Origin of the sequence: Pedobacter sp. KBS0701, from assembly GCF_005938645.2 — a bacterium.
Taxonomy (GTDB): Bacteria; Bacteroidota; Bacteroidia; order Sphingobacteriales; family Sphingobacteriaceae; genus Pedobacter.
The window spans coordinates 4,001,878-4,019,055 of sequence record NZ_CP042171.1 but is presented as its reverse complement, the minus strand read 5'-3'; the positions used below and the strand labels follow the sequence as shown (position 1 = coordinate 4,019,055).

Here is a 17,178-nt window from a genome sequence, read left to right as displayed (position 1 = left end):
GAACTTTTTTGCCAATTTAAACGCATAAATAACACAGCCCAAATAAACGTTAAGTAAATTTCGGATACATAGATGAGCAAAATTATTGCATTAGCAAATCAAAAAGGTGGTGTTGGTAAAACAACTTCATCTATAAACCTGGCTGCGAGTTTGGCCGTACTAGAATACAAAACTTTACTGGTTGATGCTGATCCTCAGGCAAATTCGACTTCAGGTATCGGTTTCGATCCCCGGAATATTAAAGACAGTATTTATGAGTGTATCATTAATGATATCGATCCTTTACAGGCCATTCAAAAAACAGATACACCGAACTTAGATTTACTACCTGCCCACATCGATCTGGTTGGTGCGGAAATCGAGATGATTAACCTGAATAACCGTGAGTATAAAATGAAAGCGGTTTTGGAGAAAATCAAAGATCAATACGATTTCATTATCATCGATTGTTCGCCATCCTTAGGTTTAATTACCATCAATGCCTTAACAGCGGCCGATTCAGTTATTATTCCTGTGCAGTGCGAGTATTTCGCGCTGGAAGGTTTGGGTAAGTTATTAAATACCATTAAAATTGTTCAGAACCGTTTAAACCCTGATCTGGAGATTGAAGGTATTTTATTAACCATGTACGATGTACGTTTGCGTTTATCTAACCAGGTGGTAGAGGAGGTGAAAACGCATTTCCATGAATTGGTTTTTGATACCATTATTCAGCGCAATACACGCTTAAGTGAAGCACCTAGTTATGGCGTTTCGGTCATTATGCACGACGCGAATTGCAAAGGTGCCATTAATTACCTAAACCTTGCACGCGAAATTGTGAAGAAAAACGGCCTTTTAAAGGAAGAAGAAAACATTGGAACAGCAACTTTATAAATTATAGATGACATCTTTTCAGCGAAAAACAGGTTTAGGAAGAGGGTTAAGTGCGCTTTTAGATGATAGCGAATCTACTCATCCACCCAAACAGCAGGTAAATGCTGTTAGCGAAACCGAGCAGATTGGCAATATCAGTCACGTAAGTTTAACTGAAGTTGAAACCAATCCATACCAGCCACGTACCGAATTTGACCAGGTAGCTTTAAACGAGCTTGCCGATTCGATAAAAGTACAAGGTTTAATACAACCGATTACGGTTAGAAAACTGGCTGCAAATAAATACCAGCTCATTTCGGGTGAGCGTAGGTTCAGGGCTTCGAAATTAGCTGGTTTAACACAGATTCCTGCTTACATCCGCAGTGCCAATGATCAACAGATGTTGGAAATGGCCCTGATCGAAAATATACAGCGCGAAAATTTAAATGCCATTGAAGTAGCATTGAGTTTCCAGCGGATGATTGATGAGGTGGGTTTAAAACAGGAACAATTAGGCGAGCGTGTTGGTAAAAACCGTACCACTGTAACCAATTACCTGCGTTTGCTAAAACTTCCTCCTGCTATTCAGGCTTCCATCCGCGATCAGAAAATTAGCATGGGGCATGCAAGAGCCTTAATTAATGTTGATGGTGTTGACAAACAATTGTTTATTCATCAGGAAATTTTAGAAAAAGGCTTATCCGTACGTAAAGTGGAAGAGCTCGTACGTAATTTGCAGCATATACCTTTAAAAGGTAGTGAAAAATCGAAAGAAAAAGCTGTTTCCTTTCAATATCAAAAATTACAGGATGATCTGGCTTCTAAATTTGCTACCCGTGTAAAGTTAAAAGTGAGTCAGAACGGTAAAGGGGCGATAGAAATTCCTTTTATGAGCGATGACGACTTGAACCGGATTCTAGAGTTATTAGACTGGTAATGCAAAAGACTAAGCTTTTTATACTGGTTGCTGCATTTACATTTTTTCTTGTAAACTTAGCCTCGGCGCAGGTTAAGGATACCTTATTAAAACCTGCTGATACCTCGAAAATTAAATTATCCAAATCACTAGATACTGCGGCTAGAAAACCGATGACGAGAAAGGATTCGATGAAAGCCAAATATGTTAATCCGGGTAAGGTTGCCGGTAGAAAAGCTGTTTTCAGATCGATGATTATACCCGGTTGGGGGCAATTGTATAATATGCAACTGTTAAACGATGGTTATGGGACAAGAGCAGGAAAAAGCCAGTTTTTTCAAAAGCTGTATACCGGGGGCAAAATTGCGGCTATTTACGGTGGGATAACCGTGCTTACCATGTCGTACATAGAAAGTAGCAAACAATATAATTTATCATTAACGGAATTACAATATCGCGATTCGCATAACGGTCAGCCTGATCCTAACGGTCCTTTTGGTAGCCGTTATTCAACAACAGGTATCACCCAGCGTAAAGATACTTATAGAAGGAATAAACAAATTGTCTTGTTCTCTTACGGTTTGGTTTATTTTGCCAATATAGTAGATGCTTACGTTGCTGCCCGTTTGCATTTCTTCAATATTGATGATAACCTTTCTTTTAAGGTAATGCCATCCATGATTAATGCCAATTCGATGTATGGTTTTAATGCAACTCCTGCGTTAAAATTATCATTAACATTTTAATGCCGAAACCATCGTGAAAATCAATAAAGCAGACTAAATTTGAAATTGTGATGATTTGCCAATTAACGGTTAGGGATAGGGTAAGAAATAAGGATATAAACAGAAAATAAACATAAAGATGAAAATTGCGCTTTTAGGATATGGTAAAATGGGGCAGATTATCGAAAAATTTGCGGTGGAACGTGGCCACGAAATTGTTTTGAAAATAACGATCGATAATCAGGAAGATTTAACCAGGCAAAATTTAAAATCAGCTGATGTGGCTATCGATTTTAGTACGCCTGATTCGGTTTTAAAAAATATTGATGCCTGTTTTGATGCCAATGTGCCAATAGTAGTGGGTACAACAGGTTGGTATGGCAAACTCCAGGAAGTAAAAAACGATTGCAGCAACAGTAACAATACATTGCTTTATGGGTCTAACTTTAGCATTGGTGTAAATTTATTCTTTAAGCTTAATCAAACTTTAGCGAAGCTGATGAATAACTATCCGGCTTACGAAGTTCAGGTTGAAGAAATACACCATACACAAAAACTGGATGCACCAAGTGGTACAGCCATTACGCTTGCAGAAGGGATTGTGGATAACCTGGATAGAAAACAAGAGTGGCTAAACGAAGTGGTAGGAACTGATGTTGAATTGTTTCCGAAAGCAGAACAATTGTTGATAGAATCGCACAGGATAGAAAATATTCCGGGTACACACACTGTAATTTACAGTAGCGAAGTGGATGAAATAGAAATTAAACACACTGCCCATAATAGAGCTGGTTTTGCTTTAGGTGCAGTTGTAGCGGCAGAATGGTTGAAAGATAAAAAAGGATTTTTCAGCATTACTGATATTTTTGAATAAAGTCTAAAGCCTAAAGCTGAAAGACCAAAGCACAATATAATCTGTGAAATCACTCAATCAGTGAAATCACACTAAAGGATTACAGATAACAGGTAGTCGATTAAAATAAATCGCGAAACCAAAAATAAGATATATGAATTATAAATTCTGGCAACGAAAAAAAGATGCCCCAAAGAAGAAGAAAACTAAAACCCGCGAATGGGTTGATGCAATTGTTTTTGCAGTAGTGGCTGCAACCATCATCCGTGTATTTTTTATCGAGGCCTATACCATTCCGTCTGGTTCGATGGAGAGATCGTTACTTATCGGCGATTTCCTTTTTGTGAGTAAAGTTAATTACGGTGCGCGTATCCCGATGACCCCGGTTGCTTTTCCTTTCGCTCACCATACAATGCCTTTAACCACGTCCACCAAAGCTTATTGGGATGGTGTGCAGTGGAAATATCACCGTTTACCAGGTTTATCTAAAATTAAAAGAAACGATGTAGTGGTATTTAACTTTCCTGAAGGAGATACGGTTGCAGTAGAAAACCAGGCAGAAAGTTATTACGCTTTGGTACGTGGTATGGGCCGCCAACAGGTGAGGAGCACCTATACCATAATAGATCGTCCGGTAGATAAACGCGAGAACTTTATTAAAAGATGTATTGGTATTCCGGGTGACTTGATTTCGATGAGCAATGGTGTTGCCAGTGTAAATGGCAAAAATGAGCCTTTAAAAAATACAGGTATGATGCCATACCGCATCGAGTTTAAAACCATGGACTTTAATTATGCAGCACTTGATGAATTTAATTTAAATTTAGGCGGTGCACCGGCAGTGGCTACCAATACCTACATCTTAGATGCTTCGCCGGAAATTGCAGAAAAACTGAAAACTTTTGATTTTGTAAAGTCAGTGACGTTAAGTCCCGATCCAGCCGGAGCCGTTCCGGGTGGTGTTTTTCCAAACGATCCAAACAGAGTTTGGAACAGGGATAATTTCGGACCGATTAAAATCCCTTCAAAAGGATGGACCGTAAACATAGACAGCAATACAATGCCGCTGTATTACAGGGCGATCAGAACTTACGAAGGAAACAAAGTAGAACAAAAGGCCGGGGTTTGGTACATTAATGATAAACCAGCTACTTCTTATACCTTTAAAATGGACTACTATTGGATGATGGGCGATAACCGCCACAATTCGGCTGATTCACGCTATTGGGGTTTTGTGCCAGAAGATCATATTGTAGGTAAAGCTTTATTTGTTTGGATGAGCTGGGATAGTACTGCTTCTTTCTTGCACAAAATAAGATGGAGCAGATTGTTTATGGGAATTCATTAATTGAGACAATATTTTTTAGAAAAAGCTTGCTTTATGCAGGCTTTTTTTTTGTCAAAACTACCTTTTTAAAAAAATTAAAAAGAATAATGTGGTTTTGTGTTTTTTTATTAAGTTTGTTATAACTAATCAAACACCAATAATTTATGAATCCCATTATCCAATGTAACCATCTGGTATTATAGCAATACTTATCAAGCGGAAATCACTTTAAATGACCTTATTGCGTTTTAAATCGATTTAGTACCATAAGAATCGAAAATTATTTATGCTACCTAATCTTATTATATAATCTTAAATCGTTCAAAATTCAAAAACCAACAAACCCAAACAATTTTACTTAACTAATCTTTTAAACATGAAGAAAATGTACTTTAAATGTTTGAGTGTGCTTTTGCTTACGTTTCTTGCAATTGCAGCTCATGCACAAACTATTACGGGAACCGTAAAGGATTCAACCGGGCCGCTGCCAGGAGCGAATGTTTCTGTAAAAGGCACTCAAAAAGCCACACAAACTGATGGAAATGGTAAATTTAGCATCAGCGCATCCAGTAACGAAACACTTATTTTCTCTGCCGTAGGTTTCTTGCGTCAAGAAGTACCGGTTGGCAGCAATAAAAATTTCAATATTTCTTTAAAAGAAGATTCGAAATCTCTGGAAGAAGTTACCGTAACCACAGGCTTTGGTGTCAAACAACAAACCAGAAAGCTGAGTTACTCTATTCAAGAAGTAAAAGGCGAGGATTTAGTTAGGGCTAACGAACAGAACATTGTAAATGCATTGCAAGGTAAAGTGGCCGGTGTAATGATCAATCAAGGTTCAGGAGGACCACAGTCGTCATCAAGAATCAGAATCAGGGGTAACTCCTCTTTAAGTCCAAATACCCAGCCATTGGTTGTTATTGATGGGGTGCTTATTCAGCCTGGCGTTACAGGAGCAGATTCTTATGGTAACTCGCCACAGGATTTTGGTAATATTATGAAAAACCTTAATGCAGATGATTATGAAAGTATCACTGTTTTGAAAGGTGCTGCAGCAAGCTCCCTTTATGGTTCCAGGGCACAAAACGGAGTATTGTTAATTACATCTAAGAAAGGTAAAGGTGGGCAAGGTTTAGGAATTTCCTTTTCGCACACCCAAACGATTGAAGAAGCATACAAAACAATGGATGTACAGAATGAATTTGGCGCAGGTATCAATCCTACATTTGCAAAAGATCCCTCAGGCACCCCAATAGTAGATGCAGCCAATTATTTTTGGAGTTTTGGTCCTCGGTTCGATGGCAGCACTGTAAAAGATATTGATGGAAGAATGATCACCTGGAATGCACAACCAAACAATTTATTAGATGCGTACAAGTTGGGGAATTATAGTAACTCAAACTTGGCGTTTCAAGGTGGAAATGAGAATGGAACATTTAGGTTATCTTATTCGAAATTATACAGTACTGGTATTCTTCCAAATAATAAATTTGATCGTGATGCATTAGATTTCAGGGGATCGCAAAAAATCGGGAAGATATTCGAAATTAACGCAGGTGTTAATTACACAATTAGTAATAGCTTAAATCCAATTAGTCAAAGTAATTCAGATAATCCGCTATTCGCATTAGTATATGGAAATCCAAGAAGCTACGATACAAAATATTGGAAAGATAAATATATCGACCCAGTTAACGGTGGGATATTATCGAATGCTGATAATCCATACGGTATGGCATATTTGTGGTGGAACATCAATCAGAAAAAAGTTAACCAGCGTGAAAACGTTTTTAGAGGTAACATAGATGTAAAAGCGAATATCGCACCTTGGTTAAATGCATTGGTAAGAGGAAATTTAAATCAGGTGAATACGAATGGAGAGACCAAAAATATTGGTGATGGTGTTGGTTTTACTGGTGGCGAATATGCTTTGATGCAATCAAGTCAAAGAAGTAGCAGATTACAATTTCTATTAAACGGGAATACAAAATTTGGCCAAGACTTTGATTTTAATATGAGTCTTGGTGCTGAAACAGCTAAAGATTTTGGAAATAATTATACCCGTACAAGAACAGACGGAGGTTTACGGGACCCTGGTAAATTCTTTGTGTCTAATTCAGTAAATACGCCAATTACCGATACCAGGCTTGATGGAAGTCAGAGAACAGATGCTTTATATGGCTTTGGTGATTTAACGTATAAAAATATGCTGACATTAAATTTTAGTGTTAGAAATGATTGGTCTTCTACATTAACTTATCCAAATGGAACCGGCGATTATAGTTATAATTATCCTTCTGTTGGATTAGCATATGTATTTTCAGAATCATTAAAAAATAAACCAGCCTTTGATTTTCTTTCTTATGGTAAATTAAGAGCCAATTTTGGTTACACAGGTATGGGTACTTCACCTTATGTTACCAGCGCTGGTAGATATAAGGTTATAGATTTATTTACAAACGAAAAAGGACAACAAGTGCCGAGATACGGTTATGAAGATTACGTGTTAGGCAATGATAACCTTAAAAATGAATTAACTAAAGAATTTGAATTAGGTACAGAATTGAGATTTTTTAAAGATCGCTTAGGTATTGATTTCTCTTTTTACAAAAAGAATACAACAAATCAGATTCTTTCTTTAGAATTACCAGCCGAATCTGGCGTTCGGAAGAGGTTGTTTAATGCTGGTAATATTCAAAATCAAGGTATTGAGATTTTGTTAACAGGAACACCAATCAAGACTAAAAACTTAGAGTGGAATTCAACAATTAACTTTGCAAGAAACAGAAATAAGATTATTTCATTAGCACCAGGTGTAGAATCTTATACATTAAGTAATGCTTTTGGTGCTGATATGGCATCAGTTGCAATTGCTGGACAAGAATATGGTAGTATTTACACTGGTTATGGGTATGCAACATATCAGGCAACTGATGCTAATGGTAATAAGATTGATGATCCTAATAATGGACAAAAACTTTTAAAAGCTAATGGTAGCTATTACAGAAGTAGTGATGTTGGACAAGGGAATAAAAATTTAGGGAGTATGATGGAGAAATTTAATGCAAGCTCCATCAATAATATCCGTTATAAGAACTTTAACTTAGGTTTCCAGATTGATGCTAAAGTTGGTGGATTACTAGCTTCAGCTACACATCAGTACGGTTCAAATTTTGGCGCTTTTGAAAGTACCTTGTTTGGTCGTTCGGCTGAGTTTGGCGGTTTGCCAAGAAAAGACGCCTCTGGAAATGTTATAGCCAATGATGGTATCATCCCTGAAGGTGTATTTGCTAAAGGAACTGTCATCAATAATGTTAATGTAACAGGTTTAACTTTTCAACAAGCCGTTGATAAAGGGTTAATACAGCCGGTTAGTGCCCGTATATATTATGCACGATTAACGCAATGGTCTACCGGTATAAGAGAGTATTCTACATTCGAAAATAGCTGGGTAGCTTTAAGAGAGGTATCTCTAGGTTATACGTTGCCTAAAAAATTCACTGATAAAATTAATTTTAAGCAGGTTAACGTAGGTGTTACCGCAAGAAATTTAATGTATATCTATAATAGTTTGCCCGATCATTTAAATCCAGAAGGTTTATTTAGTAATAGTGCTGGTTCTTTTGCCGAATATGGAGGGATGCCTTACATTCGCACATTTGCTTTTTCGGTAAGAGCGGCGCTATAATTATTAACATTTAAAGCAATTAAAAATGAAAACGACAAATAAGATAACCCTTCTGCTAACCGCATTAATTGGGATTTCAATATCATCATGTAAAAAAGATCAGTTTGTAGAACTGAATACAAACCCCGCTCTATTAGAAGTAATCACGCCCGAACAGCAATTTATGAATTCTACCGTAAATATGCATGGCGATAGATTTGAATACTATTATGATAATTTTAGAGCAATTATGCCCTGGATGCAAATGCTAACCCCATTGGCTGGTAACAGTACTACCTTTATCGCTGATGCTGCAAACTTTAGAAACGTAAGATACGGTAATTTTTATCCTAAAGTTGGTGGCAACTTAACTGATATGGAGCAGTTAATTAAAAAGATGTCTGCTGAAGAACAAGCAAAAAGAGTATATCAATTAGAAATAGGCCGTATTGTTAAAGCCTATTATGCCTTTTATGTTTCTGATGTAAGTGGAAGTATAGCCTATACAGATGCATTTATGTTTAGATATGGAGGTACAGTTACGCCTAAGTATACTACGCAAGAAGCATTGTTTGATTTATTGGATACACAATTAAAAAATTCGGTAACCATATTATCAGCTACTCAACCAGTACCTCAAACTTCTTTGGGAACAAATGATTTATTCTATCAAGGGGTTGTAGCCAATTGGATTAAAGTTGCAAACTCTACGCGTTTGCGTATGGCTATGCGATTAATGAAAAGAGATCCTGCCAAAATGAGAACTAAAATTTTGGATATACTTTCAGCACCGGGTGGCTTAATTAATAGCGCTAGCGACAGTTGGGTTTTTAGGGCAGGAGCTAACTTTGCAGATGGTGGAGATTGGTCACCTCAAAATTTACGCGCACCAAAACAAACGGTAGATTTCATGTACACCAATGCTGATCCTAGAATTCGTTTCTTCTATCAGGAAAATTCCTTTACTCAAACTAATTTTAACCTTGCTAAGGCACAAAATAAAGTTCCATCTACTGCTGTTTTTGATGCCAGAAGATTTTATGGTGTGCCTTCTAGCCCTGACGCTTCATCCAGTGCTTCATTTGCAAATTTCTTTAATAATATTAGTATCTCAGTAGTTAATTCTACAGGTCAAACGGTAAATCAAACCATGGATTCTTTATCGTTTATTCAACCAAGATTATGGGCAGCTGGAGAAAATGGTTCAAAGGGGATTAATGCATTTCCTTTAATTACGTACGCTGATGTTTGTTTCATGAGAGCGGAATTAGCAGCAAGAAATATAACGACAGAATCTGCTGAAGACTGGTACAATAAAGGGGTAGCTGCATCGATATCTTTTTATGATGATATGGCCAATAAAGCTCAGATTGTTGATAGATTGAATGCATTAAGTTACGTGGCTTTAACTGCTACTGAGATTCCTGATTATATGGCTAAAGCTGATATTAAATATGATCCGGCAAGAGGACTAGACCAGATTATTAGTCAGGCGTATATAAATTTCTTTAAACAGCCAAACGAAGCTTGGTCTTTGTATAAAAGAACTGGAATGCCTAATTCTACAACCGTGTTAAAATTAGAAAAAATAATGGCTAGTGGAACAGAACAAGTTATACCAAGAAGAGCGAGTTTGCCATTCCCGGCACCAACAAATTTAAACTATCAAAATATTGTTGATGCTTACAAAATAATGCAGGCAGATCCAGATTTTGGAGTCGGATCTACAGATATTACCGGCAGAGTTTGGTGGGATAAAAAATAAAAATATCTTTATGTAAATTAATGGAACTCCTAATGTAATTTAGGAGTTCTTTTGTATTATGAAATTAGCTAAAGTCATTACATTAATTTTTCTTTTTCCGTTTACAAATGTACTTGGCCAAGGTATTTTGCCCAACAGATTACTTTGGACACAAATTAGTGCCAGTAATCTAATTAATGTTAAAAGTAAAGCGACAGTTGCACTGAAAAAAAATACTGCATTTGTATTTATTTCACCAGAGTGCCCGCTTTGTAAAAACTATATACTTGTTTTAAATGATTTGTGTAAAAAGTATCCCCAGGTAAATATTGTTGGTATTGTACCAGGGAAAAGTTACACGCTACAGGACATAAAGCAATTTGCTGAAAAGTACAATGCCGGTTTTGACATCTACTTGGATAAGAATAAAATCTTTACAAAAATCTTAAAAGCTAAAGTTACACCAGAAACAGTTGTGATAGATAAAAATGGCAATGTAAGGTATAGAGGCTTAATAGATAATTGGCAGGCCAAATTAGGGGTAAAAAGGAAGGTCATCACCGATCATTATTTGGATGATGCACTTCATGGAATAAATACGGCAACCTATAAATATTTAGAGACGATACCATTAGGCTGTCTCATAAATGATCTTTAATATGCTTAATAAACTCTTTACAATAATTATACTTTGTTGTGCTTTTGGAAGTTCTTATGGACAGAAAATTACCTACTATGAACATATCGCTCCAATAATCCGAACTAAATGTGCACCTTGCCATCGTCCGGGTGAGGCAGGACCTTTTTCGTTGCTAACCTATGCTGATGTTGCCAAAAGGGTTTCATTTATCAGAGATGTAGTTGAATCGGGATTTATGCCGCCATGGAAACCCGATAACCATTACCGCATGTTTGCAAATGATCGTTCGTTAACCAATCAGGAAAAGAAAACAATTATCAGCTGGATAGACAATAAAGTTCCCGAAGGAATGGAAAAAAACAAAGAGCCAGTTAATACGCAATTTATTTCGGGTACGCAGTATAACAGAAAACCTGATATTACGCTGAAAGTTAATAAAGCATTTGAGGTGAAGGGAGATAATGAGGAGCGGTTTATTGTTTTTAAAATTCCTTTCGAAATGGCTTCAGCTAAAAATGTAGCAGCTATAGAATTTATTTCAACCAACAAAAAAAATATCCATCATGCAAATTTTGCCATACATCCGGTTCCTGATGATATAGATATTAAACAAGGTGCTGATTTTGTAAATTTAACTGACGAATCAAGAATAAATTACGATCAATACCTGCCCTTTAAAAAAGAAATGACTTACTATGGTGGTTGGATACCTGGTACTTCATTCGAATCATATCCTGCCGATTTAGGATGGGTAATGCCAAAACGTGGTGTTGTTTTGCTTACCATACATTACGCACCCATTGGCAAAACCGAAGAGGATATTTCGGGTATAAATTTCTTCTTTAAAGATACACCAGTTAAACGTGTCGTAAATGTAGTTAGTTTAGGTTCTGGGGGAGTAGGCGAGAGCTCTATCGATCCCTATTTTATGATCCAAGCTGATTCTGTAAAAAAATTCAATCTTAAAATTTTAACTCCTCAGGATCAATCTTTGTTGTATGTATGGCCACATATGCATTTGTTGGGTAAGAGCTTTAAATCTTATGCTGTTACGGCTGCAGGTGATACTATTAAACTGATATCCATTCCCGCCTGGGATTTTAGATGGCAAGAGATTTATAGATTTAATAAGTTAATTAAAGTTCCTAAAGGATCAGTACTGACCATAGAAGGTACATACGATAATACAAAGGATAATCCAAATAATCCAAATAATCCTCCAAAAATGGTATTTTCTGCCAACGACATGAAATCTACGGACGAAATGCTCACCATGTTGCTGATATTTCTAAAATATGAAGAGGGTGATGAAAATAAAAGCCTTGATATTTTGGAAAGCCAAAAAAATAATTAGAAGGAAGCTGCAACTGACAATAGCTTCATTGCTTAAAATAGCCTGTATAAATAAAATATCTTTTTTCTCAATTGATATAAGCATAATGCATTTTCTTATTAAAGCTGAGGAGTTTGTTAATAGAAATTTATAGGATGCATTCTGTGGTATTTCTAATTAGCTATCAATTTTTTGCATTGTTTTTATTTTAATCGTATTAAAAATTACAATTTTCTACCCATCAAATTGATTTATTTGCAAAGTATAGTAGTAAATAAGTCAATTTTTACTAATCTTTTTAATTTTTTTAAAAAGATTGATTTTCTTTTCTTTTTTTTGTAAATTTATTTAAACCAATCAAAAATGTCAGCAACTACTAAGAAAGCACAACGATTAAGGGCCGACATCATTAAGCTGCTTTATTATAAAAAAAAATCATCTCTCACCGATTTAAGTAAACGTATTAAAAAGAGCCTGCCTCTAATCACGTCTACTGTAAATGCTTTAATAGAAGATGGTTTAATTATTGAGCAAGGACTCGCTCCATCTACCGGAGGCCGTCGCCCTTTAAATTTTTTATTAAACCCCGATTATAAGAGGTACATCATAGCCGTAGCCATGGATCAGTTAACCAGTCAGTTAACCATATATGATTTATCTAATCATCAGGTTTTGCCCACACAGGTGATTGATTTAGATATGACCGAGCGTAAAAGTGCAGATACTTTAATTGAATTCATTGATCGCTGTATCAAGAAATCAACAATCGATAAAGAAAATTTATTGGGAATTGGTATTGGTATGCCGGGTTTTGTGAATGCAGATAAGGGAATAAACTATTCCTTTATGCAAATTGAAAACGATATAAGCCTGCAAGATTATCTCGCTAAAAAATTAAGTTTACCAGTTTATATAGATAACGATTCGAGCTTAATCGCCTTAGCTGAATTAAACTTTGGTGAAGCAAGAAATTTAAAAGATGTACTTGTAGTAAATATTGGCTGGGGTACAGGTTTGGGTATGATTATTAATGGCAAATTATACAGGGGTAGTAGTGGTTATGCGGGCGAATTTAGCCATATCCCTTTATCTAATTCAAATGCCTTATGCTCTTGTGGTAAGCGAGGTTGCCTTGAAGTTGAAACGTCACTTTTGGTGATGGTTCAAAAAGCAGAAGCGGCGGTAAAAAATGGAGAAGAAACGAGTTTGAAAGCCCTTTTTAATGACAAAAGTAAAAGCCATGTAGATCATTTTTTGAATGCAGTTGTAAAACAAGATCCTGTAGCCATTTCTATATTGGCTGATGCCGCATTTCAGATTGGTAAAGGATTAGCCACTTTAATCCATATTATGAATCCTGAACGGATTGTATTAAGTGGTCGTGGTGCAAAAGCAGGAAAAATGCTGCTCCCTCCCATACAACAGGCTATTAACGAATTTTGTATACCGAGAGTAGCTGAACAGACGGAAATTAAGTTATCTACATTAACCGACGAGGCCGAACTATTGGCAGCAGCTAGCTTGATGGTAGAAAATAGTTTATTTGAATAGTTTAACTTAATAATAAAGCAAATTAAATTTTAACTAATAGGAGAAATATATGAAGAAATAAAGAAAAGTTATTAAACCAAATAGTGAACCACCTTAACTAATCTAAACCTAAATAAATTATGAAAAAAATGTACTTAAAGTGCTTAAGTGTGTTGTTATTGAGTTTTTTAACAATTACCGCATTTGCACAAAAAACCATTACCGGTACGGTGGTGGAAGCATCTGGCCCACTGCCGGGCGTCAGTGTCTCCATTAAGGGCACAGCTAAAGTTACCCAGACAGATGCAGGCGGTAAATTCTCTATTTCTGCAGCAGATGGAAATATCCTTGTTTTCAGGTCTATTGGCTACACTTCAAAAGAAATTACAGTAGGAACATCTTCCGTTGTAAATGTTAAACTAGAGTCTTCTGCTAATAGTTTGGAGGAAGTTCAGGTTACTACAGCATTTGGAATTAAAAAGGAAAAAAGAGCGCTTGGCTACTCTACGCAGGAAGTATCCGGAAAAGATTTAACAATTGGCCAGGCGCCCACTATAGCACAGGGTTTAATGGGTAAAGTGGCTGGTTTACAGATTTCACAATCAGGAGGTGGGGTAGAAGGAGGTTCATCAAGGATTGTTGTCCGTGGAAATACCTCGTTAACAGGTGATAACAGGGCGCTTATTATTGTAGATGGTGTCGCCATAAATAATGATCCAGCCAATGTAAACGGCAATAACACTTCATCTGTTGCCGGTAATACAGGAGCCGATGTTTCCTCAAATAACGATTGGGGTACAGGTATGAACTTTATTAACCAGGATGATATAGAAAGCATTACGGTATTAAAAGGACCAGCTGCTGCGGCCTTATATGGTGCAAGGGGAGGTAATGGTGTTATTTTAATTACACGCAAAAAAGGGAGTAACCGCCCAGGACTTGGTATCGATTATAATTATTCTTACCGACATACAGATCCTTACGAAATACAAAATTTTCAAAATGAATATGGGCAAGGCGGTGTAGCTTCCATGTTAACTGCAGATAACAGTAAAATGTTCCCAATTAATGGTGCCGGACAAAGATATCAAATTGGTAATGGGAATACAGCACAGGGTGAATATTTAAGTAATTCTTTTGGTACGGTTCCTTATCCAAATGGAAAAGCAACAGATGCCTATTTCAGTTATCCCGGTAGTCAATCTTGGGGGCCCAGATTTGATAATCTACCCATATTGAATTATGATGGGGTTTTAAGGCCTTATTCGGCTCAGCCAGATAATTGGAAAGCATTTTTTCCTGATGGTTCTGTGGTAAGCCATAATGTAGCCATTTCTGGTGGCAATGACAATGCTACTGGGCGTATTTCCTATACCCGAAATGATACTAAAGCCAATATTTTAAATAGTAATATCCAATCGAACGTTTTTAACTTAGGCTCTACACTTAAGGTTTCTAAAAAAGTAAGTGCAGAAGTAACCGCAAGTTATGTAAACTTTACCCGTTTAAATGCCCCTACTGTTGGTTCGGGCTATTTAGGTGGAGTAATTTATTCCATGCCAAGAGATTATAATCCTTACGTAGATTTTGACAATACTTATGGTCCAAATAATTCGCGTAAAGATGTACTTACCCCAGGTAATTTCCCTGCGGGTTCACCAGCTTATCCTTACAGCGGAAGTTATTTAGCTAACCAGTATTGGAATATTAATAACAATAACACGCTTTTTAATCGTAATGGACTTACCGGGGGGATGAAGGTAATGGCTGATTTAACAGACTTCTTAAATGTAACCGCACAAGGAGGAGTAGATAATTCGAACGATGTAACTACTGTAAAAAATTATCCTACTGATGTTTTAGGGCAGGCAAACGGTGCTTATAAGTTGGCACAAGCCAAGAATCTGTCTACCAACCTACAAGCTTTCGCTCGTTTGCATAAAGACAATCTTTTTGGCAAAGAAATTAATGCAAGCTTAACCGCTGGAGTAGAAAGCTATTATCGTAATGATTATATTTCGAGTAACCGCACTGATGGAAGTTTAGTAAAACCATTTGTTTTTGCTTTAAATAATGGTTCAAACCCGGTTCCACAGCCAGAGGAAACAAAATACACCAAAAAGATAAATTCTGCATACAGTTTTTTAAACCTTTCTTACAAGAATTATTTGTTTTTAGAAGCTACAGCCCGTAACGACTGGTCGAGTACATTGGCAAATGGCTCAAACTCCTACTTTTACCCTGCAACTAATTTGAGTTATGTATTTACGGATGGAATTAAGGGGTTGCAGAATAGTTTGCCATGGTTAAGTTTCGGAAAGTTGAAACTCTCTTATGCAGAAACAGGATCAGATACCGACCCATACTCTATTTTTAATCTTTTGGATGTAACCACAAATAATGGGCAGCAGGCACAAAGTTTACCGGGCACATTAAAATTTGAAGGTGTAAAGCCACAAAAAAGCAGATCGTTCGAAGCTGGTATCAATTTAGGTCTATTTAAAAACAGATTAAATATAGATTTAACAGGTTACACCATGAAAAGCTTTAACCAGATTTTGGATAATCCATTGGCCTTATCATCGGGCTTTAACAATGTGAAAATTAATACAGGATCGTTGGGTAATACCGGTTTTGAGTTTATTATTAGTGGTTCTCCAATAAAAACGAAAGATTTTAGCTGGGATGTATCTATAAGTGGAGCGCATGCTAAAACTAAAGTATTGGAATTACAGGATGGCGTTGAAACCTTAACACTTGGAAACTTTTTTGGTGGCAGTGGTATTACCCAAAGGGTAAAAGTTGGTGATTATTACGGAACACTTTATGGAAAAGATTTTACCTATCTTAATGGCCAAAAAGTTGTAAAACGGGCTACTGGCACGGACGATTTGCCTTTGCAGTATACCGTTGATGGAAAAACTTATTACGCGGGTACGCAATGGGTATTAACGCAGGATGAAGTGCCAATTGGTAATTCTCAACCAATGTTAACCGGTGGTATTACAAACACCTTTAAGTATAAGGCTTTTTCATTATATGTATTGGCTGATGCTAAAATTGGAGGCGATACCTTTTTTGGTTCCTATGCTGCAGGTATGGGTAGTGGAAACTTAGTAGAGACCTTAAAAGAGCGTAATGGGGGAGGTTTACCTTTAGTGTATCCAGATGGAACCACGGCGAATACCGGAGTTAATTTTGGTGGAGTTTTTACAAATGGTACGCCTAACACGGATGTGGTAAACTATCAATGGTATTATCAAGGCACTTTCTCAGCCTGGAATCACCTTGGTGTACCACGTTCTGCATCGGTATTCAAAAATTCCTGGATGAAATTAAGGGAAGTAGCTTTAACTTATCAAGTGCCAGCTAAGTTTATCCAAAAAACCAAGGTTATCCAAAACTTATCACTTTCATTGGTTGGAAGAGACCTGTTTTACATCTTTACCACTATCCCTAAAGGTTTAAATCCTGAAGGTGTAAACAGCATTGGTAATATGCAGGGTATAGAATATGGATCTCTGCCAAAAACAAGATCATTTGGTTTTACTATCAGATCTTCATTTTAATCATTTAAAGCATTAATCA

11 protein-coding genes are annotated in these 17,178 nt (G+C 36.6%); all 11 read left to right on the top strand.

What is annotated here, in order from left to right; translation table 11 throughout:
- Window positions 1-72: 72 nt before the first annotated feature.
- The 11 genes from FFJ24_RS16160 (at window position 73) to FFJ24_RS16110 (ending at window position 17,159) form a co-directional block, all read left to right on the top strand.
- On the top strand, window positions 73-876 hold the full coding sequence (locus tag FFJ24_RS16160; protein WP_029280114.1) for a ParA family protein: 804 nt from the start codon (window positions 73-75) through the stop codon (window positions 874-876).
- Window positions 877-883: 7 nt separating this feature from the next.
- Window positions 884-1,792, top strand: coding sequence for a ParB/RepB/Spo0J family partition protein (locus FFJ24_RS16155; protein ID WP_138818189.1), 909 nt, complete (start codon window positions 884-886; stop codon window positions 1,790-1,792).
- On the top strand, window positions 1,792-2,517 hold the full coding sequence (locus FFJ24_RS16150) for a DUF5683 domain-containing protein (protein WP_138818188.1): 726 nt from the start codon (window positions 1,792-1,794) through the stop codon (window positions 2,515-2,517). Before FFJ24_RS16155 ends, FFJ24_RS16150 begins: the two co-directional genes overlap by 1 nt.
- Window positions 2,518-2,635: 118 nt before the next feature.
- Entirely contained in the window at window positions 2,636-3,370 is a 735-nt protein-coding gene (dapB, locus tag FFJ24_RS16145) for a 4-hydroxy-tetrahydrodipicolinate reductase (RefSeq protein ID WP_138818187.1), read from the top strand.
- Window positions 3,371-3,503: 133 nt separating this feature from the next.
- Window positions 3,504-4,697, top strand: coding sequence for a signal peptidase I (lepB, locus tag FFJ24_RS16140; protein ID WP_138818186.1), 1,194 nt, complete (start codon window positions 3,504-3,506; stop codon window positions 4,695-4,697).
- 355 nt (window positions 4,698-5,052) lie between these two features.
- Window positions 5,053-8,364, top strand: a complete 3,312-nt coding sequence (locus FFJ24_RS16135; protein ID WP_210419381.1) for a SusC/RagA family TonB-linked outer membrane protein — start codon at window positions 5,053-5,055, stop codon at window positions 8,362-8,364.
- Window positions 8,365-8,389: 25 nt separating this feature from the next.
- On the top strand, window positions 8,390-10,108 hold the full coding sequence (locus tag FFJ24_RS16130) for a SusD/RagB family nutrient-binding outer membrane lipoprotein (RefSeq protein ID WP_138818185.1): 1,719 nt from the start codon (window positions 8,390-8,392) through the stop codon (window positions 10,106-10,108).
- A gap of 58 nt (window positions 10,109-10,166) precedes the next feature.
- Window positions 10,167-10,745, top strand: a complete 579-nt coding sequence (locus tag FFJ24_RS16125) for a redoxin domain-containing protein (protein WP_138818184.1) — start codon at window positions 10,167-10,169, stop codon at window positions 10,743-10,745.
- A 1-nt stretch (window position 10,746) separates the two neighbouring features.
- Window positions 10,747-12,081: a cytochrome c gene (locus tag FFJ24_RS16120; protein WP_138818183.1), complete on the top strand. Its 1,335-nt coding sequence runs from the start codon at window positions 10,747-10,749 to the stop codon at window positions 12,079-12,081.
- 342 nt (window positions 12,082-12,423) lie between these two features.
- Window positions 12,424-13,611, top strand: coding sequence for an ROK family protein (locus tag FFJ24_RS16115; protein ID WP_138818182.1), 1,188 nt, complete (start codon window positions 12,424-12,426; stop codon window positions 13,609-13,611).
- A gap of 119 nt (window positions 13,612-13,730) precedes the next feature.
- Entirely contained in the window at window positions 13,731-17,159 is a 3,429-nt protein-coding gene (locus FFJ24_RS16110) for a SusC/RagA family TonB-linked outer membrane protein (RefSeq protein WP_138818181.1), read from the top strand.
- Window positions 17,160-17,178: the final 19 nt, after the last annotated feature.